Source organism: Shewanella sp. 10N.261.52.F9, assembly GCF_041471165.1.
GTDB lineage: Bacteria > Pseudomonadota > Gammaproteobacteria > Enterobacterales > Shewanellaceae > Shewanella > Shewanella marinintestina.
The window spans coordinates 136175-158801 of the sequence record NZ_JBFRNX010000001.1; the positions used below are offsets into that span (position 1 = coordinate 136175).

The following is a 22627-nucleotide window of genomic DNA, read 5'->3' on the forward strand; positions in this document are numbered from 1 at the left end:
ACTATAATAGTAAAAAGCCAGCTAAATTAGCTGGCTTTTTTTATCCGCTTTTATGCTGATTTAGTTAGCTCCATCTTTGCCAACTCCACCTTAGCGTAGTACCTAGAAAGCTTGATATAGATAATCAAAGACAGAAATATCACTCCGCCGCCGAGTAACTTTTGCGGCTCTAGAGTCTCACCTAGTACACTAATGCTAAGCAATAGAGTCCAAATCGGTTCTAAGATCATTAGCAACGCAGCAGTTTCCATGCTGACCTTGTACTGTCCCATTGTCTGCAATAAATAACGCACTGAAGTGGCCATAACAGTCGAAAGCACAAACCATACCAGCAATTGATTAGAAAACTCTACGACTTCAGGCTCAGTATAAAGTGTATATAACAAGCCGACTAAACCAACAACAAATAGCTGCAAACAGATAGATACTAGCGGTTTAAGCTTGCCACTAATACGCTTATTCATCACAAAATGTACCGACAACAATGCCGACGCGAGTAAGAACAATAACTGGCTCGACTCCATCTTCCAGCCATTGGTTAAGCTCATTAGCATCATGCCGCTAACACTGACAGGCAGCGCAATCCAAAAAGCGCGGTTAGGCTTAACCTGAAACAGTAACCAAGCGGTAAGCGGCGCAATAATCATCGCTAAGCTCATGATAAACGCACCCTCTGATAAGCCATCACTTATCGATACCGCATAAATCCAAACCTGTAACGCCAAGCCTAAAAACACCCCGACACCGCAGGCCGATAGCACTTGCCTAGCGCTTAGCTTAAGCAAACTTTTATAGCAAAAAGGCACTAAAATCAGGCTTGCGAGTATAAATCGACTCGCGATAAACATTTCTCCCGCCATCGATTGCACCACAACTTTTGAGGCAATCCAGCCCATTGCAGCCAATAAGGTGGCGATAAAAAGATACAACACTCCGCGCATTCTGAGCACTCTTAAAAAGGAGATGGATACGTTATTTTGATATGGAGAGAGAAGTGACAACATCAAAATAGCCAGCACAAAAACAAAATAGCAATCCCACTGATATGGGATTGCTATTGGTTTAGCACACTATTTTAAATTAGGAAGTACGGGTAATGCTACTGATTATATTCACTGTAATCAGTTAAGCCTTTTTCGCCACCACCAAACAAGGTCGCAGGGTCGTGCGTGGCAAGCTCAAATCCATGCTTAATGCGATTAGGTAAATCAGGATTAGCCACAAACGGACGCCCAAAACCAATCATATCGGCTAAACCATCTGCAACAGTTTGCGCCGCTTTATCAGCATCATATTTACCGGCGTAAATGAGTACACCATCAAACGCATCACGTACTGCACGTTTAAATGTTGCAGGAGTTTCAGGCGCATCGTCCCAGTCCACTTCAGCTAGATGTAAATACACTATTTTATGCTTATTGAGTAACGCTGCCGCTGCGGTGTATGTCTGTTCCGGGGTCGCATCGACAGTACCATTAAGTGAGGTAAATGGCGCTAGACGCACACCGACTTTGTCGCTACCAATGGCATCCACCATAGTCGCAACCACTTCATCTAGAAAGCGTAAACGGTTTTCAATGCTACCACCGTATTCGTCTGTGCGGTTATTCGCTTCTGAATCAATAAACTGATTTACCAAATAGCCGTTAGCTGCGTGCAGTTCAATGCCATCAAAGCCAGCTTCAATTGCATTTAGCGCGGCTTGACGATACTGAGCAATCACCATTTCAATATCGGCTTTAGTCATTTCGCGCGGCTCAACCACATCAACAAAGCCCGGCTCATCACTGCCATTATCAATAAATACTTTTACGCCTTCAGCTTTTAATGCCGATGATGAAATAGGCTGTTCGCCACCAATATTATCAGGATGAGTCACGCGGCCAACGTGCCATAGCTGAGCAAATATAACCCCGCCTTTAGCATGCACGGCGTCAGTAGTTTTCTTCCAACCGGCAATTTGTGATGGGCTATAAATACCCGGCGTCCACGCATAGCCCTGGCCCATTGGCGAAATTTGCGTGCCTTCGGCAACAATTAACCCCGCAGATGCACGCTGAGCATAATAAGTTGCCATTATGTCATTCGCTTCATTACCTGGCTGAGTGGCACGTGAGCGCGTCATTGGTGGCATAACAATACGGTTATTAAGTGTGTGGCGACCTAGTTGTACTGGTTGAAATAATGCATTTTTCATTTTCAATTCCTGTTAAGCGGCGCTGCTCAGCCTAAAAATAATATAAGACTTCTGCTGTTTGCTACGCGCTATTAAATTCTGATGACTGTGATAAATCTGTGCGGCGGACTAACGTGGTTAACTTGAGATATAAATTATCGTAATCAACTAGCTAAGCTGAATAAGCTCAATTTGATAGCCATCAGGATCGGTAATAAAGGCAATATGAGTCGAGCCACCTTTTACCGGCCCCGGTTCGCGAGTCACATTACCGCCAAGCGCTTTAATCTTGTCGCAAGCAGCATAAATATCATCGGTACCTAACGCCAAGTGGCCAAATGCAGTACCTTTTTCATAGCTGTTGGTGTCCCAGTTATGGGTTAATTCGATTGTGGTGCCGCCAGCTTCAAAGCCAACAAACACTAAGGTGTAGCGGTACTCAGTGTTGTCTGTTGTTTCAAGTACCTTCATACCCAACACTTTGTTGTAAAACTCAATTGATTTGTCTAAATCCACAACACGCAACATGGTGTGTAAAAACTTCATAATTAGTCCTAATCTAGAGTTCAAAGACATTGCTAAACTCGTGATGATTGCTCATTAGCAACCAGTCTATGGTCGCTATAGTAAGCCAATTAAAACTAGATAAATAATTATGATATTTTCTTATTATGATAATTATCTGTTATTAGAACAGCGCTTAGTGATTAGAAGTTAAGCATAAGTAGCGATAGAGCTAGCAGTAAGGTGATTGCAGCAGGGATCGCATCGGTCCACTTATCAAATTTATAGTGAAACCCAAGAGCACCAATAGAGGTAACAGCAATCATGCCTGCTCCTATCGTTTGCCATTGAAGATCGCCCCAATATAAAGCCACTAACAACAGCAGCGCGGCAGTAAACTCTATAATACCGACTGCAAACATTGCCGCTCTATTTAAGCCGTACTTTTTAAAGAAGCTGAGCTGAGTTTCAAAGATAAACTTCTGCCAGCCGAGTAATTTAATTGAACCTGCAAACATAAAAAATACCATCAGTAATAAAGAAATTGTTAACGTCATTATTTTGCTCTCCGCATAAGTAAGAATTGCATTTAATCATTCCAAGTAAAGTTAAAAAATAGCTATTTCAGACTTATATAGATTCCTATTTGGAATAGGTGGTAAAGTGAGTAAGCTAATAATGATATAAACGCTAATGAGTCAGTAGGTAATAACATGGATAAATACGATTGCCAGCGCCTTTTCATTCGTGTCGCTCAACTCGGCAGTTTTACGGCAGCGGCAGAAAATTTAAACCTGACACAGAGTGCTGTAAGTAAAAGAATTGCTTGGTTAGAGCATAGTATCGGCTTTAGTTTATTTCATCGTAATAGTCGGCAGGTAAACCTCACCAGCCAAGGAAAAGAATACCTAAGCTATTGCGATAAGCTGCTTGATGAAATGGGCTATACCGAGGCGCGCTTAAAAGGCGAGCTTAACCAAGTCAGCGGTGAGTTAACCCTGTCAGTGCCCAGCGCCATGGCGACTATTTTGCTAGCCAAACCGATAAACCAATTTATGCAGTTACATCCGAAACTGAGCATTAACGTGTCGGTGAATGACCGCTTAGTCGATTTAATCGAAACCAATATCGACATTGCGGTACGGGTAAGCAATTTAGCCGATTCAAACTATAAAGCGCGTTTTCTATTTAATAATCGGGCGCTATTAGTCGCATCCCCTGAGTATTTAACTCACCAAGCCGAGTTAAGTACTCCAGCAGATCTAGGCCAGCATAGATGCTTAAGCTATTCGTTAAGTGCCCAATCTAACACTTGGCAATTAACCGACAACGAGCAGCAAGTTACCAAAGTGAATGTCAGTAGTGTCTTTAGTAGTGACAGCGCAGAAATGCTATTAACCATGGCGATAATGGGCCAAGGCATTACCGCATTACCGAGTTGGATGGTGAGCCAAGCGCTTATGCGCCAAGAACTGCTACAAGTTTTACCTACCTTTAGCGCAGCTAACTTACCTATGTATGCGGTTTACAAGGCTAGTGAGTACCAACCTCAGCGAGTACGCGCGTTTATCGATTACTTAGTAGCTTATTTTGCCGATGAGTTTACAGATGGTGCAGAAGGCTAATATTAAAGACTTATGTAAAAGAGCTTTGATGACTCCGATAATCAATAATCCCCCCTACAAAAAAGCGAACCTATGAATGACCAAGGTTCGCTTTTAAATGGCTAATAAGCTAGCTAGTTAAAACAGCTTAACGCATGTTATTTAGCTATGTTTGCCACTTTAGCGCGGGCGCTGTGTAGCTTCTTGTAGCTTTCAATCAGGCGTAAGTGTGGCTCAATACCTTCTAGTGCCATGCTGGTTTTGGTTAGGCCGTAGAAACGCACTTCGCCGCTGACAGTGCCGACTACGTTTTGCATAACATCTTCGCCAAACATACGGTTGAAGTTATGGATAAAGTGCTCAAGCTCAAGCTCTTCGTCCATTTCCACTTCAAGTACTGCGCTAACCGCTTGATAGAACAAGCCACGCTCAACCGTGTTGTCGTTAAACTGTAGGAAACTATCAACTAGCTCCATTGCCTCTTCTGCTGCACCCAGTGCTAGATAGATTAAGATCTTAAGCTCAATAATGGTTAGCTGACCCCATACGGTGTTTTCGTCAAACACGATACCAATCATGGTGCGAATATCAGTGTAGTTATCTAGCTGACTTTCTTCTAAACGGTTAACTAAATCCACTAGCTCTTCATCAGAAAGCGAGTGCAGATTTAAAATATCTTCGCGGTATTCAAGCGCTTTGTTGGTGTTATCCCAAATCAAGTCATCAACTGGGTAAACCTCAGAGAAATCCGGTACCAACATACGACACGCTGATGCGCCGAGCTGATCAAACTCAGCAGTATAAACCTCTTTGCCTAAATCGGCCAAAATGCCAAATAAGCTGTCGGCTTCTTCTTGGTTGGTACCAGAGAAATCCCACTCACAGAAATCAAATTCAGCATTGCTACTAAAGAAGCGCCATGAAATCACACCCGTTGAATCAATAAAGTGTTCAACAAAGTTTTCAGGCTCAGTAACAGCCATGCTATTAAAGGTTGGCTTTGGTACATCGTTTAAGCCTTCGAAGCTACGGCCTTGTAGAAGCTCAGTTAAGCTGCGCTCTAATGCCACTTCAAAGCTTGGGTGCGCGCCAAATGAGGCAAATACACCACCAGTTTTCGGGTTCATCAGGGTCACACACATCACCGGGAACTGACCGCCTAATGAGGCATCTTTTACCACTACAGGGAAACCTTGCTCTTCAAGACCATTAATACCCGCAAGAATGCTTGGGTACTTTTCAAGCACGCTCATTGGCACTTCTGGCAGAACAATTTCTTGCTCGATAATCTGGCGCTTAACCGCACGCTCAAAGATCTCCGACAAGCATTGAACCTGCGCTTCTTGGATATTGTTACCCGCACTCATACCATTACTTAAGAACAAGTTCTCAATTAGGTTTGATGGGAAGTAAACCGTTTCACCGTCTGAGTGACGAGTATAAGGAATGCTACAAATGCCGCGATCGATATTACCCGAGTTAGTATCAATCAGGTTTGAACCTGCAAGCTCGCCCTCTGGGTTGTAGATCTCAAGGCAGTACTCATCAAGAATGCCTGTAGGCAGTGAATCATCATCAGTTAACGCGAACCATTTCTCGTTCGGGTAATGTACAAATTCACTGTTAGCAATCTCTTCACCAAAGAACTGGTCATTGTAGAAGAAGTTACAGTTTAGACGCTCGATAAACTCGCCCAATGCCGAGCACAGTGCGCTCTCTTTGGTTGCGCCTTTACCGTTGGTGAAACACATAGGTGATGCTGCATCACGAATATGTAGCGACCACACGTTTGGCACGATATTGCGCCATGATGAGATCTCAATCTTCATGCCTAGATCAGCCAGCATACCTGTCATGTTGGCAATGGTTTGCTCAAGCGGTAGATCTTTACCTAAGATGTAAGTGCTAGCGTCGCTATCATCTTGCCCCATCAGCATCGCATTCGCGTCGGCATCTAGGTTTTCAACGGTTTCAATCTTAAATTCTGGGCCAGTTTGTACCACTTTTTTTACGGTACAACGCTCGATTGAACGCAAAATGCCTTGGCGATCTTTATCAGAAATATCGTCTGGTAGCTCAACCTGAATTTGGAAAATTTGGTTATAACGATCTTCTGGGTCAACGATATTATTCTGTGATAATCGAATGTTTTCAGTCGGAATATCGCGCGCTTTGCAATACACCTTAATGAAGTAAGCCGCACACAAAGCAGATGATGCTAAGAAGTAATCAAATGGACTCGGTGCAGAGCCATCACCTTTATAGCGGATTGGCTGATCGGCGGTGACGGTAAAGTCATCGAACTTGGCTTCTAATCTCAGATTATCGAGAAAGTTAACTTTGATTTCCATTAGATATGATTTCCACTTTGTTGCGAGCGTTGCCTATATAACAGCTTCAGGGTTTGAATCAATTGCTCAATAATGAGCATCTCGCTCAAACGAGTGCTAAGGCTAAATAAACGAATTGGGTGAATTATCGATGTTTTTGGCGCATTAGTCTTGGGTTAATTAACTAAAAGCGCAGATTACGGTAAATTAGCGCCCTGCCGAGCAGTAAAAGTTTACAGCTATTCTTCTGATTCACGTTTAACTAAAACAAAAGTCAGATACATTTTGGTCGGCAGCGACAACACCATGCCAAAGGCCACACATACGGCGCTAATGATAATACCGCTAACACCCATAGCATGAATCGTGTCGTTAAAATTATGCAGGTAGATCCCCAATAAAATTAAGCAAAGCCCAATTGAGATACAGACTTTAAGCAGAGTAATCAGCTTACTGTCGCTTAACTTGCAATCTAATAGATTCTTATTTAATTGCTTACGGTTTAATAGCTTGAGATCTGACACTCATCCCCCTGCTCAATCAAGTACAACTTGATTATGCAGGCATGATGTTTTTTTGTGCTGATACAGATCAAACTTAGATAAGCTAGCGCTAAATAACCTTTAAATATAAATAGCCATTAAACTAAAAAAACTGCGGGTTGAATGAACTGAAACCTGTCAGGCATCTATCGGCAGTGTCACCAAGGCTTTATCTGGCTTAGCATAACTTAAGCGCGCCAATCTTTGGGTTTGGTGATAGCTATCAAGCCCTGAAACGGCAACACTTTCCAGCGCTTCAATATCAATATAACCATCGTCTTTTAGGCCTGACTCATCCACTATAATATGAGTGATCTCGCCTATCACTAAGATTGTACCGTTAATTGCCAGCGGCATTATTTCTCTCAGCTCAAGCGAAAATTTAAGCTGACTTTGCGTAACAAAAGGCGCCTCAATACCCGCAACAAATTCAGCAGATAGACCGACTTTTTCGAACTCAGACACCTCTGCGGCATAACGCGCTGAAGTTTGATGTGCCTGACGATAAATCTTGGCTGACACATGGTTAATGGTATAGCAGCCCATTTGCTCAATATTGCTTAAGGTATCGCGCGGCACGCTATCTGGGCGAATAACCATCCCCATCAATGCAGGGCTAGCACCGAGGTGAAAACACGAGCTAATTATCGCCACATTGCTATGCCCGTCTTCACTTATCGTTGCGACTAAATTGGCGCTTTTAAATCCAGATAAACTATTAATCAAGCGTGCACGCGCGCGTTGCTCCATCTTATCTATGTCATCAAACCCGATATGTTTCATTATCAATATCCTTATAAATTATCGATATGGGCGAGTAAATGCTCAGCCCGCTGTAAAATAAGTTGCTGTGTCTGCTCTGGCTTTTTTAGCCAGTTTGCATAAACCATACGCGTGCGTGGATTAGCCTTAAAATCATCAATATGCTGCTGCATAAAATGCCAATAAAGAGCATTCAACGGACAAGCATTATCGCTGTGGCTTTGCTTAACCTCGTACTGACAACCGCTGCAGTAATCACTCATTTTATTGATGTAGTTACCGCTGGCGGCATACGCTTTAGAGCCCACAATGCCGCCATCGGCAAACTGACTCATACCACGGGTGTTGGGCATCTCGACCCATTCGATAGCATCGATATATATGCCTAAATACCAAGCATCCACCTCATCGGGATCAATACCAGCGATTAAGCAAAAGTTTCCAGTAACCATTAGTCGCTGAATGTGGTGTGCATAGGCATAATCGAGCGATTGCTTGATAGCGTGCTGCATACAATTCATTTTGGTGTCGCCATCCCAAAACCAGCTTGGCAACTGACGATTAGCAGCAAGGTGATTAAGGCTGGCGTAATCTGGCATATTGGCCCAATAAACTCCCCTAACAAACTCGCGCCAACCTAGAATTTGCCGTACGAAACCCTCTATTTGCGCCAAGGTGATGGCGCCATCACTTTGCTCAAAATAGGCTATAGCAGTGTCGACCACCTGCTGTGGGCTTAATATTTTGGCATTGAGCGCAAACGATAACCGCGAGTGATACAGGCTCCATTGCTTTTTGTATTCTGCAGTCGTGACTTGTTCAACTTTGGCGTCTGAACCGAGCGCTAACTCGCCATTTACAGGCGCTGCGGTCATGTCTAACTCATGGGTCATCGCATCTTGAAAGCGACCAAAATTGACTAAACAGTGACGACAAAAAAACTGCAATAGTTCATTAGCTTGTTTGCGTGTTGTCGGCCACAACAGCTGTTGGTGGGCAGCCCCAATCGTGCAGACATGATGGCGCTCTAGCCTAGCTAATATGGCGCTGACATCGTTAGCAAACATCAGCGGCGCTGGCACAGCGTCAAAGTCGGCCTTTTTGAGCTTTTGCCGATTATCAGCATCATAATTCCACTGACCACCAGCAGGCTCATTACCTTGCATTAATAGATCAAAGCGGCGACGCAGCTTGCGATAGAAATGCTCTAAACGATGCTTTTTACCCGGTGCAAAATAATCACCAAGCTCAGCATCAGTCAAATAAAAGTGCTCAGTTTCAAACGCGAGACTGGTAATCTCCAACGAAGCGGTAAACTGCGACAACTGCTGACGCAGCCGATATTCATCGGGTAATTGATAGTGAAACTCGCTCACTTGATGCTCTGTAATTAACTCCATCAATAACGCCGGTAAATCCGCGTATTGCGCAGTGTCATCAAGAGTCAGATGTAGCACCTGCTGCCCAGCTTGTTGTAAGGCTTTTGCAAAAGCCTGCATGGCAGCAAAAAAAGCACAAACCTTTTGCACGTGGTGTTTGGCATAATCAGTTTCTTGTTGTAGCTCAGCAATCACATACAAGGTGTTATCGTTTTGCAGCTGATACCAAGAGTGAGCGGCATTGAGTTGATCGCCTAAAATCAGTCTTAATGTCTTGCCCCGCCTTGAATCACTCATACGGCTTCCTTTTCATTATTGAGTAAACCATGATTAACTTGCTTTCTTTGTCCTGAGCAGCGCTTTGAACAATACCTAACCTGCTCCCAATCCCTGCGCCACTTCTTGCGCCAACTAAATGGTCTTAAGCACACCACACACACTTTTGACGCAAGCTTTGGTTTACTCATCTGCTAATTCCTGCGATAACATTGCTGGCATTATCGGCCAGTCTGCGGCATCAACAGAATCTAGCGTGGCCGTCGCCTCACCTTGCCAAAGCGCAATAAACTCGCCAGTGGGATCATAGATATTGGTTTGTTTTTGAAGATTAAAATGACGACCGCCACGAGGATCTACACCGACTCCAGCAATGTACTGCCAATTGCCCCAATTAGACGCCACATCATAATCAAGCAATTGCTGCTCGAAATAGGCTGCGCCATAACGCCAATCGAGGCCTAATTCATGAACGAAACAGCTCGCAACAATTTGTCGACCTCGATTAGACATATAGCCAGTAGCATTCAGCTGAGCCATACAGGCATTAACAATGGGATATGGCGTATTGCCGTTGCACCATTTGGCAAATCGTTCCGCAAAATAGCTGGTCAATGGCGCGCTACTCGCCATGCCCTTAAATTGAAAAAGTTTTACGCCTATACGCTGCGCCAACCAATGAAAATATTCACGCCACAACAACTCAAAACCAATCCAGTAACTCGATTCACTCGGACCTTGCTCTAGTTCAAAATGCTTAAGCGCGTTCCATACTTGCCGAGCAGACATATTGCCATTAGCAAGATACGGACTAAATTTGGTGGAATTGTCAAAGCCATCTAGTGCATTACGCGTGGCTTTATAGCTGTGTGGGAGCGATGTTAAAAAGTAATGGCTCAGATGCTGCTTAGCAGCCAACTCGCCAGCCTTGAACAAAGTACTTGCAGCAACGTTGTTATCTGATAACCAGTCTTTACTTACTTTAAACTGTGCTGAAGCCTCAGTTAAGCCAACGGTTTTAGGCAGCTGCTGTGGCCAAGTTTGGCAAGGTTTTGCCACGGGTAATAATGACTTTTCCAACTTGCGACGGAAACAAGAAAAACTCGTAAACACGTCACCAAGGGAACTAATTTGCTCAGCATCAAACAAGCTGTTGCTCCACCTTGAGATAAAGTTAACAGACGCTTGTTCGTTTGAATCCTTACTCCACTGTAACTCAAGGCGCTGCCAATTATATTGTTCGATATAGCCTGCAGAAGCCGTACGCCCCACTAAGGTAAAACCTTCATTTTTAATTAACGCTGACAAGACGCTATTTGGCTCACCAGTTAAGATCTGCAATTGATGGCCATAGCCTTGCAGTTGCTGCTTAAGTACAAGTAACGACTGAATAATGAAACAAAGGCGGCGCTGCCCCATCGCGGCCTGTTGGTAGCGAACGGCAATAAAGTCCTGCGGGTTAAAAATATAAACCAGCGCCACAGACTCAGTATGTTGCAGCACATAGTTAAGGGCTGGATTGTCACTTAGCCTTAAATCATTGGTGAAGCAAAAGAGTGCTTTTTTGTGCGGTGACATGCGCTTGCCTATCATTGCTACTGGTAAGGGGTATTACGTAGCAACATAGAATTGAGATTCATTTTTTATCGGGTTCTGTGGTAAAAAACTAATTATGTTTAACAAGGTTATGGAGGATTAAGCTGTCTAAATCGCGTTTGAATAAGTGTATTAAACTCATTATAGGTCAACCGCTTTTGATACTCATAGGCAAAACGGCCGTGAAAAAATAGCGTCATGACTAAGTCTTGATAACCTAGATAACAGGTGTAGCCATCAAGATCGTGCCAAGCCGTTAACCCATCTAAATAGTACTTCCCGTCTAGACGAGTGCCATTAGAGAGCACGTGATTAAAAACAAATAAGTGTTTTGATAAAGACATAAGCTCCCTTATAAATGTGTTAGCCGCCATAGTGCTAATACCTGACTTTCCACCTTGTTTCTGTGTCAGTAATTAAGGCGTTATCAGGTCTCTAGACTTAAATACGCTGATAATTCACAACTGGTTTACCTAAAACCCCTCACTGTTGTTTTTTTGCTCATTAGAAACAAAAAAAGGATAAGCCGTAAAGCTTATCCTTTTAGTTCATACTGAACCCATCAATATCGAAAACTGCTGTTACATCGCCTGCTTTAGCATTTTAACAATGTCTTGATGCTCACGGTCTACAGCCAAACCCATCGCGCTTGAGTCATGAATATTCTGATGATGCATCGTCTTGGCAGCACCATTAGCAAGCAGTAACTCAACAATCGCAGTACGTTCATTATAGTTACCAATAACAGCCTTAATTAATGCTGTATCACCATCGTCACTGAGCGCATTACAATTAGCGCCAGCTTGCAGCAATAATGCTACCACCTCGGCAGTGCTATGACCGGCGGCGGCCATTAGCGCGCTTTCAGCTTCATCATCTAAGCCGTTGACGTCTGCGCCCTTTGATAATAACAACTGCATCTTTGACAACATACCGTTTTGGCTGGCGATATTAAGCGCTAGCGTGCCATAACTTCCCGCTTGATTAGGATTAGCACCCGCCTCAAGTAGTAAGCTAACAATCTCAAGCGTACTTTTTTGGACCGCATGATTAAGCGGTTTATTCTTGTACCAATCGCCCTGATTGACGTCTGCACCATTGGCAATCATCTTGGCAACTAATGCGGCGTCTTTAGCTAAAATGGCTTGAATAAGCGCGGTAAAACCATTGGCATCTAGACCATCCTTATCAAAACCATGTTCATCAAAACGATCATCGTCATCGTCGTCATCAAAATCATCATCGTCGTCTTCATCATAGTCATAGCCGAAATCAGCGCCGTGGCCTTGCTCAAGCCCTTCAACATAACCGCTTAATCCCGGCCAATTGCCACGATCGCAAAAATCATTAAACTCGACAATCGGCTCATTGGGCGATTTCTCAATGAGGGTTTCTAATAATTGGGTCGACCACTTCAACGTCTCAACCGGCTTACCTAAGCTGTTGTGATGAAAAACCGCTATTTGTGCGGTCACCTTATTAGCAGCAAAAGCGCTAGCTAACACCTTTGCTAGTGACTTGACCTCGTCCACTTCGCACTCAAGGCTGAATAATAGCAGCTGCTTTTCAAGCCTAAAGGCATAGATGTCGCCATCGAGATGATCAAGCTCAGGGATCAACATCTTTATCGCAGCATCAGCTGTAGTACTTAGTTGCATACAGATAAAGTAAGGCTCATCGTAACTATCCAATCCATCAAGATACTCGCGGAGTACATCATCAAGTTCTAATCCATCAAAAATATTACTGCTAAGCATGTAAACCTCATTTTCGTCTTAAATCTACAACTGGTTCAGGCAAGTTCACCACCTGTTTACTTTCGAGTAGAGTATAAGTTAGTCGGCTTTGGTTCAAGTTATTGGTTTTAAAAGCGATAGCAATAACTCAGCTTTTGTAAATATTGGCGCTTATGCCTTACTTACTTGTGCCATTTTAGCCACACGTTTCTACCTTAAGCAGTGGTTAAACTCAGAATTAGTCGTATCGTCCAAGAAGAGCAATAAAGCAACATTTAGTACTACCAACCAACTTTTAATCACCATAAAAAAGAGATTTGTATCGACAAAATAAACCGATAAAACCATAACCTTTGCGGTAATTGATTTAGATCAATGAGCTCCTAACGCTTTTGATGTCATATAAAGGTGAGCTTGATCACGCGGTACGATTTTCACTTTCAAAACAAGCTCACACAAATACAGATAAATCTCTTTTAAATAATAATGAAACCTAAAATATAGAGGTACCCTATGGAACTCCTACCAAATTGCTATACCGACCTATGTGTTAATGGAAAATGGTTTCACTATGATCACGGTGAAAGCTCAGTATTTATGCTTAACGGCAGTGTACCTATGACATTTGAACTCAATTCATTGCCTAAAACCGAAGATGAATTAGAAATGCATTTAGAGGCTATCTCAAACCAACTTATATAAAAGTTTAAGGTAGGCCTGCTCAAGGCCTATTATTGAAGCAGTGATGTAAAAAGTAGTTATTCTCGAATTACCAAGCGTCTGCATTAAAGCGAGCTGTTCTGGCCTCGGTCATAGTGCAGTCAGTAAGATGGATAAGTTCAGCCAAGGTTATATTGGGCTCTTGGCGAATGAAACGAGCAAGCTTATCCTCTAAAGACTCGAGTTTATCAGCATGATTGAGTAGTCCAGCATCTAGTTTTTTTATCAGATAAGCAAACTCAGCTTTGCTCATCGTTAACTGCATTGCTTTTAGCTGCCGTGTAAAAGATTGGACCTGCAGGGCCTCGCCCGTTAGCCCCCAGTTTCGAGAACGACGCACACGTTTAAGCTCACAACCCCATTGCTTAGCAACCGATTGCGCCAACTTAACAGGCTCTCTACCAATGCGATGAATAAGTGAGGGCAATGCAATAGTAATACGCTCAATCATTAAGGTCTGTGTACTCGTAGATGTGGTTTTGCCGTTTTATCATTTTCACTATTTTTTCAGGCTCAGCTTATTATCTCAAGCTTTAACCAACAAATAGTTAATGCTAAAACCACACCGAGCTTATCCCATTGGCTAATGATGCTACTCATCCTAATAACAAGACTTATGCAGTTTCACTTTACAGTTAAAACTCAACTACCCTTAATACTCATTCTTAGTATTGTCCTCATATGGAGTTAACGCCTATAGGAGTTAAGGTGAGAACATTTTTTACATCATATACTCTAGTGATCAAATTAATACTGTTATCGCTTTTCTCCAGCCCTATCTATGCTAAGTCAGGGCTAGAACTCGCCTATGGCTTCGCTCCGGCAAAAAACAGCCATCTGCGTGCTGGCGATACTTGGCGAGTCTCATATTCACAACCTATCAATCACTTTGATGACTTTTTATCCCAATATAATATTAACTTAAGACTTGAGTTATCAGCTCAACATTGGGATGAATTGGGTTCAACAAACAATCATGTTTTTAGTCTTAACCCCATGTTTCAATACCAATGGCACTTTGAGCCAATGTCTGTTTATTTGGAGTTAGGGATTGGCGCCGCCTACAGCCATAATACGTATTACCTCGACCGTAACTTAGGCTCTAATTGGCTATTTGAAGATAAACTAGGTGTTGGCATTATCATTAATCAGTACCATCGACTCGGTGTTTCCATTGCTCACTATTCCAATGCCGATCTTGCCAATCATAACGATGGTGTCGACTCAATAAGCATACACTACGGTTACTTATGGTGAGCCTTATGTTTGCTTACATTCAAAATCAAAACGCCCTTGTCGTATGCAAGGGCATTTTGTCTATCTCAACGGTGGTATCACACCAAAGGGATTAGCTAATCAACTGCGAAGGCGCTTGGTAACTAATATGCTGATGGAATCGAACCATAAGATCTTCGCGCGATTTATCAAACTCCAGATCGGCAGTAAAGATCTTAAGTGCTTCTTCCACTCGGTTTAAGTAGCGTCCAAGCCCACCTTCTTTACTGTCTTTCACTTCAGCGGCAATAGTAAAACTGACCGTTTCAACAAGGCGATTACCGTCCCAATGACGGATAAACTGCTGTTGCTCTAAATTTGGGTCAAAGCCAAGCATCTGTACTTCGTCAGTACCGTCAACTTGATCAAATTTACTATTGCGCACTAGCGGTGTGAGGCCGTTAGCAACCATAGCGATGTGCTTAAGTTGCTTAGCTGCTGTCGCTTGAATAAAGCCATCTTCTAGCTTTTGGTAAAGCGGTGTAAAGTCGTTAGTGCCCGCAGGTAAAAACGCTTTTTTAAGCTTACGACTTATCGGTAGCTTTACCGTCACATAGCATAATGAACCATGCCCTTCTGGCAGTGGACATTCACGCGCTTTATATCTGTCGCTGATAGAGCGCAACTTATAGCCATAGCTTTCTTTTTTGCCTTTCGCTTTGGCGAACAGGTCATAGGACAAATGTTGATGGTCGCGAATTTTAACCTTAAGGTTTGGCTCGGGCAGCTGCGGCATTAAGTTGGCTAAGAAAGATTGCACCTTGATGTGGAAATTAGCTGAATTACTGCGAATATCTTCACCGGTTGCCAAAAATACAATTCTAATTTTACGGGCTCGGTAATCATCTTTGCTATGTAAGCTTTGAGCTTCATGGTACTCAGGGTTGTAGAAAAAGATGATTTGCTCAGCAGTTGGGAAATTGTAGGCTTCTGTATGAAAACGCACTACGGGTAACTTATCGTTAGTGATGACATGCAAGTTATACAGTTCTTGTTGCTCACCTAAATCAAAAATCGTTCGACTCAGTGACTCGTAGCAAGTCTTATAATCTGCGTAGTGAGCAAGTAATGCATCGGTAACAATAATTTCTGCACTAATATACTGGTTACTACGAACGTCCTTGGGTATGTACACTTTTTGCTGATGGCTAAGGGACATGAATACTCCTTGTGATAAGTTAACCATACATAGTTTCACGCTTATATTAACGGCCAACTATGACGAAAATTCGGTTGTAAAAACGCGCTTTTATCTACTGAGCCCAGCCTACGATCTGAATATGATTTATTTATTAAAATAGAAAGCCTCAAAGCAAACAAATCACACAAAAAGCACACCCAAGTCACACTTTTAAACATTCCATTAAAAATGAGTACAATACAGCCCCTAACCGTTATAACAGACTGTTACTTTATCCAAGCTATTGCTAATCCCAATGATACTCGAGTGGGCCCGTTAACCTATTTTTAAACCCCTTATCGGTAATAGGTAATGACTAAGACAAAACCGATATCTTGTTTTTAACGTCGAGTTTAGGCAAGATTTGATGTGATTTTTACAATTATAAAAATATGGTAAATCATGCAGATAAAACAACTTAAGCAAGCTATTGGTCCGCTGTGGCAAAGCGCCATGTCGATTTATTGCCAAGTGTTTCCTGATTGGGAACGCGAACCCGTTGAGGCTTTGCAGCATGCAGTTGATGACGCGAGTTCTCGCTGCGTTGTGCTCTATGAAGGTGACTGCGTTTATGGTGTATCGTTAACAGAACTTTACCCTCAGCATGAGTTTGCACTATTAGGTTATCTGTTTATCGCTCCAGAGCGCCAAGGCCAAGGCTTAGGTAAACAGCTTTGCAATGAGCTATTTGCATTCTTTCAGCAGCAACAAGACTTAACATGGCTGCTCGTAGAAGCTGAAACAGGCCCTGAAGCTTTTTATCACAAACTCGGTTTTAGTCGATTTAATATTGACTATTTATCACCGCATTACGACGACATGGGCTCAACACCTATGGCACTTATGTCCCTTAGTAAAGCGCCTAACTCGTTACCTAGTCCACAGCAACTTTGGGATCTAGTTGAGCATATTTTTGTTCAAAGTTATTACTTAAGCAGCACAGATCCAAGACTCAACCACCAGCGTGACAACATACTCAATAAGGAAGCACTATGACCCTGGATATGGATCCTAACCAACAATCCATTATTGATACTTTTTTCGAATACATTCGCGCTGAAGATTTTGAGCAAGGTTTTCACTGGGCCAGAAAAGCATTACAAAGCTACAATTCGAGTGCATTTGAGATCACAAACCAACTTGAGCAACAAGCTAAGATTGATAAAGAACAGTTACAATCACTGCCACCCGCTGAAGTTCTATTATTATTCTGTGCTTGTTACAGCTATGCCCGCCACGAAATTGAAGAGAGTAACTGGTACCTGCATGCCGAAACCTTAGTTAAATCAAGCATTACAGCCCTTGAAACACTGCCAAACTCAGGTTTAAGTAAAGCATTATGTGCTTTCGCGGCAATTCAAATTGATATCTGTTATATCGACCGAGGCATATACACCAGCCAAGATTGGCTAATGGCTGAAGCAGCAACCAATATTGCTAATCATCTTGCCCACGTCAGTGCACTGACCAGTAGCTTCAATACCACTGAACACCAGCTGTACGCCAAATACCTTGTTCCTGAATTTGCCGCTTATCAACACTTTAATGACGGCATAAGCATTATTGCCGAGCTATACGCTATTCGCTGGGGGGAGCCTACATTACTAACCGCTAAGATGACCCAATTACGGCCTAAGTTTATACAAGCCGTCAATGCGCTAACAGCTGATGACAAATACATCATGTCAACGGATCTTGAAGCACTGTGGCCACCTTTAACCTTCTTTAGTGAAAACAGACAAAAAGCCTCAGGTGAGCTAATTGTTGAGCGCGGTATGATAAGTATTTCCTACTTTGCCAATATCAATCACCTTGTAACGAGAGAGTTAAGGCAAACCTTAAAAGATATTGTTGCCAACGCCCCAGCCAAGCACCCTCTTTATCTAAGTGATTGGGCAGCAGAAACGCCGCAAAGTAATATGTTAAATGACATTTGGGCCGGCATTGCCAAAGACTTTGAAGATATCTATTCATGGCAGCTACCAGAGCTAAGCTTACCGTTTCGTAATAAAACCGACAGCGGTCAACGACTAACGTTTGATGTCGAACTTATTTACTATCCAATGGGCATATTTGCACTGAATCTAAAAGCACCACTCGATAATGTCACTGCGAGCGGCGTTCGTCACGCCATGTCTTTAGGTACCCCCTTTGCGATGGATCAAGATATGCGCTGGCACGATCAACAAGTGGGTCTGTTAGAAGATTTTGCCAAACATCGTTTTAGCGAACTTGGCGATATCTTAAATCGTTTTTTTGACCACTATAAAGAAGAGGTCGACGACTTAATCATTTTTAACACCTCGGAAAATCGCTTTGTCTCGACCATGCTAGATAGAGTTGCTGAACGCATTGGCGATAAGCACCAAGCCATGACCGCTAAATCTCTTAAGTCGCACTTTGCTTACCCAGCCTTTGTACTACCGCAGCGAGAACTCCGAAGTGCCGTTGATGATTGGTGCCTGCGCAGCGTCACCCACGAGCAACATAACCTTAATCGAGACTGTTATAACCACGACGAGTTTGTGTTTACTAACCACCATGAATGCGTACTGGGTTTATTACAGCAGCCGAATTGGGTACTAGAGCAATCATCAGAAATGATGGAGGTTGCAGCAGCGGTCAATAACCTGTTTCACTTAACCAATAAGCTACTCGACAAACAGCTACGGATAAACTTAGAGCAAGCCGTCCCTAAGCTCAAAAGCAAAAACGCCTCAGCGGCAAAATTGCGAGCTCAGGTTAAAAAGCTTACCGATGAAGGCGAGTGTTTAAAGCAGTTTACTATTGATGCTCACTGGTTATTAGATCTGATTAATGCAGGTAGTATGATGACCTTCCCAGACCATACTAGGATGATCCAAAAGGTCTTTCATTATATGGATTTTGAAAAGCTGCACACCCGCACTCAAGATACCTTAGATAAAATCCAGCATCGCCAACAAGAGATCATCAACGAAACCGGTAAACTTTACGAAAAAATTCGTACCCGCAACAGTAAACGATTTACCCGGGTCTTATCTGGTTCAATGGCGCTGATCTCAATCGGTGCATTAAAAGATATTTTCGATATTCTCAATGGCAGTAAAATGGGCTTTGAGATCTCAGGTCCCTTACAAGTCAGTATTGTGACCTTTTTTGGTATGTTACTGGTGATATTGTTAATCAATAAAAATGAAGGCGATAAATAATTGACGATAACGCAGAGCTGCTAGGTAATCCTAGTCGCTCCGCGGGTGACTTTAGCAAGTTGCCGCTGCACATAAGTCTAAGCTTGCATTAATGCTTTGGTCACCTAGAGCACGGTCACGTAGCTTGCTCATATCACCTCTAATAGTACCTTGAGGCAAGCGAGTGGGCAGTATCGGTTGCCACTTACCATTATCGCCTAGCTCTGCAAACTTGAACTTAAAGGCCAAGTTACCAAACATACCCAAGCGTAAATCACTCACAACCAAATCGTCAGCTTGCACGTCATAGCGCACAAAATCATGAGTAAAGGTTTGTAGTGCTGTCAGCTCACGAGGCTCTACAGCTAACGGCCACTGACCCTTAGGCTGAGCGATAAACTCGATATTAGGTTGATTATCTAATACCGATGCTAAGCCCTCCCAATAACGTTCGCCGTCGAGGATCACCACTCGCCACAACAAGGTATTTAACGGCGTTGGCGTAATAAAAACAGCATCTGCATTTATCGATACCGCAGCGATGCTAGCTTCAGCTCGGTTCTCAACCAGCCCTTTGGCAAACAGTGTCCAACCCAAATAGACTGATGATAGTATCAAGCCAATCGCGCAGCACCGACTCAGTAATGGCCGTTTTACTAAGCCAACGCCAATAGCAATAAGTAATGGCAAGGTATACAAGGGGTCAATAATAAACACGCTCGACAACGAATAATAACCTGCAATGGGCCAGAGTAACTGGGTGCCATAACTCGTAAACGTATCTAGTAGTGGATGAGTGATTAAGCTCGCAGCAATAAGAAACCACAACCGAGAAAATGACCAATCGGCTAACGGTTTAAAACGTTTAAATAAACCAGCTAGCAATAAAGAAAACGGCAATAATATTAATAACGAATGTGAGAAACCACGATGCTTAACGGTATTACTAATATCATCACCGTAATCAATAAATACATCCAAATCAGGTAAAGTGCCAAGCAATGCACCTGCAAGCAATACTTTAGCATTGCAACGTTTCCCCGCTATAACGCCAGCAACCGTGGCGCCTAACGCCGCTTGAGTAATAGAGTCCACAAAAAATCTCTCGTTAGTATTATTTTAACTTAGAAAATTACCGCTTAATCGGTTCACTAAACCGATAACGCTTGCTACCAGTTTCAAGTAAATTTGCTTTAGCGTAACTATCTAAACTATGTCGCTTAATCAATGCGCGCAGGTTATCTACGTATGCTTGGCCTCTGGTCGAGTAATGAGTCAAAGCTTGCACCAACTCATAACCTGTTAATTGATTTTTCTGCGCTAAAGCGCGGCGTAATATTCTAAGCTCTTGATACGCTAAAGTCGTATTCAGGTTATGCATGTAACTCGCCGTACTTTGGTACAAATTAGCAAAAGCAGCCACCTTTACATGGCCACCAGGCGTCGTTAAATAGTCCCCACCGCTTTGTGATAAATGCTCACCGAACAGGTTATTGCCAGCTTTAGCAAAATAACTGCTGCCCCAGCCACTTTCATCTATCGCCTGAGCCAGCACCATACCAGTAGGCACTATATCGAGCCGCAGCAAAAGCTCATCAATATTTTCAGACTCCACAAGATATGTATCAAACAAGCCTTGTAACCACTGAGTTTCCGCTGCCGACCACTGTGATTTAGGCTTTGCTGATAGCGTAATAACCTGCGCTCTGACTCGTAATAACTGGTTATTAACCGCCTTAATCGTCGGTAACATTAAACGAATAAAACCTGAGATTTTATTCGCTACCGTAAGCTCATTTAAATCATTAGGTAGGTTTTCAATAAAGTAACTAGGGAGCTGTTGGCTTTGGAGTACAGTGCTCAGTTGATAGTGATTATTGTCAAACTCTGCAATCAAATCTTTTGCTTTATTTAAACGGATAACGGCAACGTCAGGATATATCTTTGTCAGCAGTTCAGGTGGTAAAGGCAGCGCTTTATCAATATTTTCAAAGGCATTTAAGCTAAGCTTATGAGTTTGGAGCTGAGGTTGTTCGCGCGCTAAACTGATATTGGCAAAAGCCATGGGGGAAACAAGGAAGATAATACTAGCGATAATTTTGGCTAAAGACATTCAAGCCCTCTACTTTGTGCTGTTTACTCGGTTAGATTAACCAATATATATCAGCGAAATGACAATACCAATCAGTATCAAAAGCAGTTTACCTTTAATGAGTTAATAACAACAAAATTACGCCAACAAAAAAGGCCGCTAACGCGACCTTTTAATTGATTAAGCATAATAAAAGCTTATGTTTACTTATAAAATGCTTCAATAGTGCCTTTTACAGTGATCATCAAAGGCTGACCACGACGGTCTAATGCTTTGTGAGAAGGCACTTTAACCCAACCTTCGCTGATGCAGTATTCTTCAACATCAAAACGCTCTTTACCGTTAACCGTAATACCGATATCGAATTCAAAAATAGCTTCCACATGATGTGGGCTACGTGGGTTAACTGAAAGACGATCTGGTAATGCTGGTTTTGCAGTAGTGTCAGTCATAATCCTGGCCTGTAGTATAAATTGCTGTAAATAAAAAGTGCGCTATTGTAGGCAATACAAGGCCTATGCTCAATAGCGACCGTCACAAATGTTAGTGGATTCTCGCCAGTATTCAAGACACAAACTTTTTTCACTATTGAGTCCAGCTTTTCTCTCAACCAATAACAAGCATACTCTTATAAAAAACCTAAGAATCACGAGTATCTGCAGGTTTATTGTTCTTCACCGTGTTTTTCAGATGCTGCATAAACGTTTTAAAGTGCGGCATAAAATCCACAAACAATGGATGTTTACGATCCCCCATCATCACAGGCCCTAATAGACGTAATGCAACTCCGACTCTAGTCGCCAATGATGCATCTAAACCACTCGCTTGTTTGAGGCTTTCAACAATTTTGAACAGATCTTCTCTATCTTCCAACTCAAACTCTAATGTCCTCCCCTTAACTTGCTCATCTATGCCAATTTCTTCAATGGTGATTCGATAGCAATTATCTTTTCTAACTTTAGTACCCATAGTGACCCCAGCATGTTAACCCTGATTAAGTTATCGCTCAGAGCGTTATTCACGTCAATAAGCCCAATCAGAACACGTTATCAACGAACCATAAATATGCTCTTATTTATAGCGGCTTGAATCGACATCATTCATTTAGCACTCTCTAAAAAAACGGATATACAATCAACCTACAATGCCCAAGATATTCATGGCTAAAATTGACTAGTCCTCTGAAATTAACCATGAATTTGTTGACTTGCTTATAGGTAATCATTAATATCCGCCCCCAGCAAAAAGCGGCCCGCTGCGGCTTACCCTATCTTTTCTTTTTGCT

At 42.6% G+C, this 22627-nt stretch carries 23 protein-coding genes; 5 read left to right on the forward strand and 18 right to left on the reverse strand.

The annotated features are described in order from the left end of the window. Positions 1 to 50 precede the first annotated feature (50 nt). The 4 genes from AB4298_RS00525 to AB4298_RS00540 all read right to left on the reverse strand — a co-directional run bounded on the left by AB4298_RS00525 (position 51) and on the right by AB4298_RS00540 (position 3237). On the reverse strand, positions 51 to 941 hold the full coding sequence (locus tag AB4298_RS00525) for a DMT family transporter (protein ID WP_371985391.1): 891 nt from the start codon (positions 939 to 941) through the stop codon (positions 51 to 53). A 158-nt stretch (positions 942 to 1099) separates the two neighbouring features. Continuing rightward, positions 1100 to 2197, reverse strand: a complete 1098-nt coding sequence (locus AB4298_RS00530) for an alkene reductase (protein ID WP_371985392.1) — start codon at positions 2195 to 2197, stop codon at positions 1100 to 1102. A 147-nt stretch (positions 2198 to 2344) separates the two neighbouring features. Further along, positions 2345 to 2722 (reverse strand): lactoylglutathione lyase, encoded by a 378-nt coding sequence (gene gloA / locus AB4298_RS00535; protein ID WP_371985393.1) that lies wholly within the window; start codon positions 2720 to 2722, stop codon positions 2345 to 2347. Between the two features lie 161 nt (positions 2723 to 2883). Continuing rightward, positions 2884 to 3237 (reverse strand): DoxX family protein, encoded by a 354-nt coding sequence (locus AB4298_RS00540; RefSeq protein WP_371985394.1) that lies wholly within the window; start codon positions 3235 to 3237, stop codon positions 2884 to 2886. 156 nt (positions 3238 to 3393) lie between these two features. Here AB4298_RS00540 and AB4298_RS00545 point away from each other — a divergent pair, with 156 nt between their 5' ends. After that, entirely contained in the window at positions 3394 to 4305 is a 912-nt protein-coding gene (locus AB4298_RS00545) for a LysR family transcriptional regulator (RefSeq protein ID WP_371985395.1), read from the forward strand. Between the two features lie 137 nt (positions 4306 to 4442). Here AB4298_RS00545 and AB4298_RS00550 read toward each other — a convergent pair whose 3' ends face one another. From AB4298_RS00550 to AB4298_RS00585, 8 genes are all read right to left on the reverse strand, one after another. Then, entirely contained in the window at positions 4443 to 6635 is a 2193-nt protein-coding gene (locus AB4298_RS00550; RefSeq protein ID WP_371985396.1) for an OsmC domain/YcaO domain-containing protein, read from the reverse strand. A 218-nt stretch (positions 6636 to 6853) separates the two neighbouring features. Further along, positions 6854 to 7063, reverse strand: a complete 210-nt coding sequence (locus AB4298_RS00555; RefSeq protein WP_371985571.1) for a hypothetical protein — start codon at positions 7061 to 7063, stop codon at positions 6854 to 6856. A gap of 231 nt (positions 7064 to 7294) precedes the next feature. Continuing rightward, a complete protein-coding gene (locus AB4298_RS00560) occupies positions 7295 to 7939 on the reverse strand; it encodes a flavin reductase family protein (RefSeq protein WP_371985397.1) in 645 nt (214 codons plus the stop codon). Between the two features lie 11 nt (positions 7940 to 7950). Beyond that, positions 7951 to 9594 (reverse strand): cryptochrome/photolyase family protein, encoded by a 1644-nt coding sequence (locus AB4298_RS00565; RefSeq protein WP_371985398.1) that lies wholly within the window; start codon positions 9592 to 9594, stop codon positions 7951 to 7953. Continuing rightward, complete coding sequence (locus tag AB4298_RS00570; protein ID WP_371985399.1) at positions 9591 to 9764, reverse strand: DUF2256 domain-containing protein; 174 nt, start codon at positions 9762 to 9764, stop codon at positions 9591 to 9593. The genes AB4298_RS00565 and AB4298_RS00570 overlap by 4 nt, the downstream gene beginning before the upstream one ends. Beyond that, entirely contained in the window at positions 9757 to 11151 is a 1395-nt protein-coding gene (locus AB4298_RS00575; RefSeq protein ID WP_371985400.1) for a DASH family cryptochrome, read from the reverse strand. The genes AB4298_RS00570 and AB4298_RS00575 overlap by 8 nt, the downstream gene beginning before the upstream one ends. A gap of 107 nt (positions 11152 to 11258) precedes the next feature. Then, complete coding sequence (locus AB4298_RS00580; protein ID WP_371985401.1) at positions 11259 to 11513, reverse strand: DUF3081 family protein; 255 nt, start codon at positions 11511 to 11513, stop codon at positions 11259 to 11261. 237 nt (positions 11514 to 11750) lie between these two features. Next, a complete protein-coding gene (locus tag AB4298_RS00585; protein ID WP_371985402.1) occupies positions 11751 to 12926 on the reverse strand; it encodes an ankyrin repeat domain-containing protein in 1176 nt (391 codons plus the stop codon). 492 nt (positions 12927 to 13418) lie between these two features. Between AB4298_RS00585 and AB4298_RS00590 the strand changes: the two genes are divergently transcribed. Further along, complete coding sequence (locus AB4298_RS00590; RefSeq protein ID WP_248999386.1) at positions 13419 to 13607, forward strand: hypothetical protein; 189 nt, start codon at positions 13419 to 13421, stop codon at positions 13605 to 13607. Positions 13608 to 13674: 67 nt separating this feature from the next. On the opposite strand, the gene AB4298_RS00595 is transcribed toward AB4298_RS00590, so the two are convergent. Then, a complete protein-coding gene (locus AB4298_RS00595; RefSeq protein ID WP_371985403.1) occupies positions 13675 to 14076 on the reverse strand; it encodes a ribosome recycling factor family protein in 402 nt (133 codons plus the stop codon). A gap of 257 nt (positions 14077 to 14333) precedes the next feature. Between AB4298_RS00595 and AB4298_RS00600 the strand changes: the two genes are divergently transcribed. Then, entirely contained in the window at positions 14334 to 14882 is a 549-nt protein-coding gene (locus tag AB4298_RS00600) for an acyloxyacyl hydrolase (RefSeq protein WP_371985404.1), read from the forward strand. 91 nt (positions 14883 to 14973) lie between these two features. Here the strand turns inward: AB4298_RS00600 and AB4298_RS00605 are convergent, their stop codons facing one another. Next, positions 14974 to 16059, reverse strand: a complete 1086-nt coding sequence (locus AB4298_RS00605) for a DUF3083 family protein (protein ID WP_248999389.1) — start codon at positions 16057 to 16059, stop codon at positions 14974 to 14976. Positions 16060 to 16482: 423 nt separating this feature from the next. Here AB4298_RS00605 and AB4298_RS00610 point away from each other — a divergent pair, with 423 nt between their 5' ends. Both AB4298_RS00610 and AB4298_RS00615 read left to right on the forward strand, forming a co-directional pair. Continuing rightward, positions 16483 to 17076, forward strand: coding sequence for a GNAT family N-acetyltransferase (locus tag AB4298_RS00610; protein WP_248999390.1), 594 nt, complete (start codon positions 16483 to 16485; stop codon positions 17074 to 17076). Next, the gene (locus AB4298_RS00615) at positions 17073 to 19271 is read left to right on the forward strand and encodes a hypothetical protein (RefSeq protein WP_371985405.1); all 2199 of its coding nucleotides are present in this window, start codon (positions 17073 to 17075) and stop codon (positions 19269 to 19271) included. The genes AB4298_RS00610 and AB4298_RS00615 overlap by 4 nt, the downstream gene beginning before the upstream one ends. Positions 19272 to 19322: 51 nt before the next feature. On the opposite strand, the gene AB4298_RS00620 is transcribed toward AB4298_RS00615, so the two are convergent. From AB4298_RS00620 to AB4298_RS00635, 4 genes are all read right to left on the reverse strand, one after another. Continuing rightward, positions 19323 to 20345 carry a metal-dependent hydrolase gene (locus AB4298_RS00620; protein ID WP_371985406.1) on the reverse strand — a complete coding sequence of 341 codons (1023 nt, stop codon included), beginning with the start codon at positions 20343 to 20345 and terminating at the stop codon, positions 19323 to 19325. Between the two features lie 37 nt (positions 20346 to 20382). Beyond that, on the reverse strand, positions 20383 to 21363 hold the full coding sequence (locus AB4298_RS00625; protein WP_371985407.1) for a glucosaminidase domain-containing protein: 981 nt from the start codon (positions 21361 to 21363) through the stop codon (positions 20383 to 20385). Between the two features lie 182 nt (positions 21364 to 21545). Beyond that, positions 21546 to 21794, reverse strand: a complete 249-nt coding sequence (locus AB4298_RS00630; RefSeq protein ID WP_248999394.1) for a DUF3297 family protein — start codon at positions 21792 to 21794, stop codon at positions 21546 to 21548. A 187-nt stretch (positions 21795 to 21981) separates the two neighbouring features. Further along, on the reverse strand, positions 21982 to 22311 hold the full coding sequence (locus tag AB4298_RS00635) for a DUF3861 domain-containing protein (RefSeq protein WP_371985408.1): 330 nt from the start codon (positions 22309 to 22311) through the stop codon (positions 21982 to 21984). Positions 22312 to 22627: the final 316 nt, after the last annotated feature.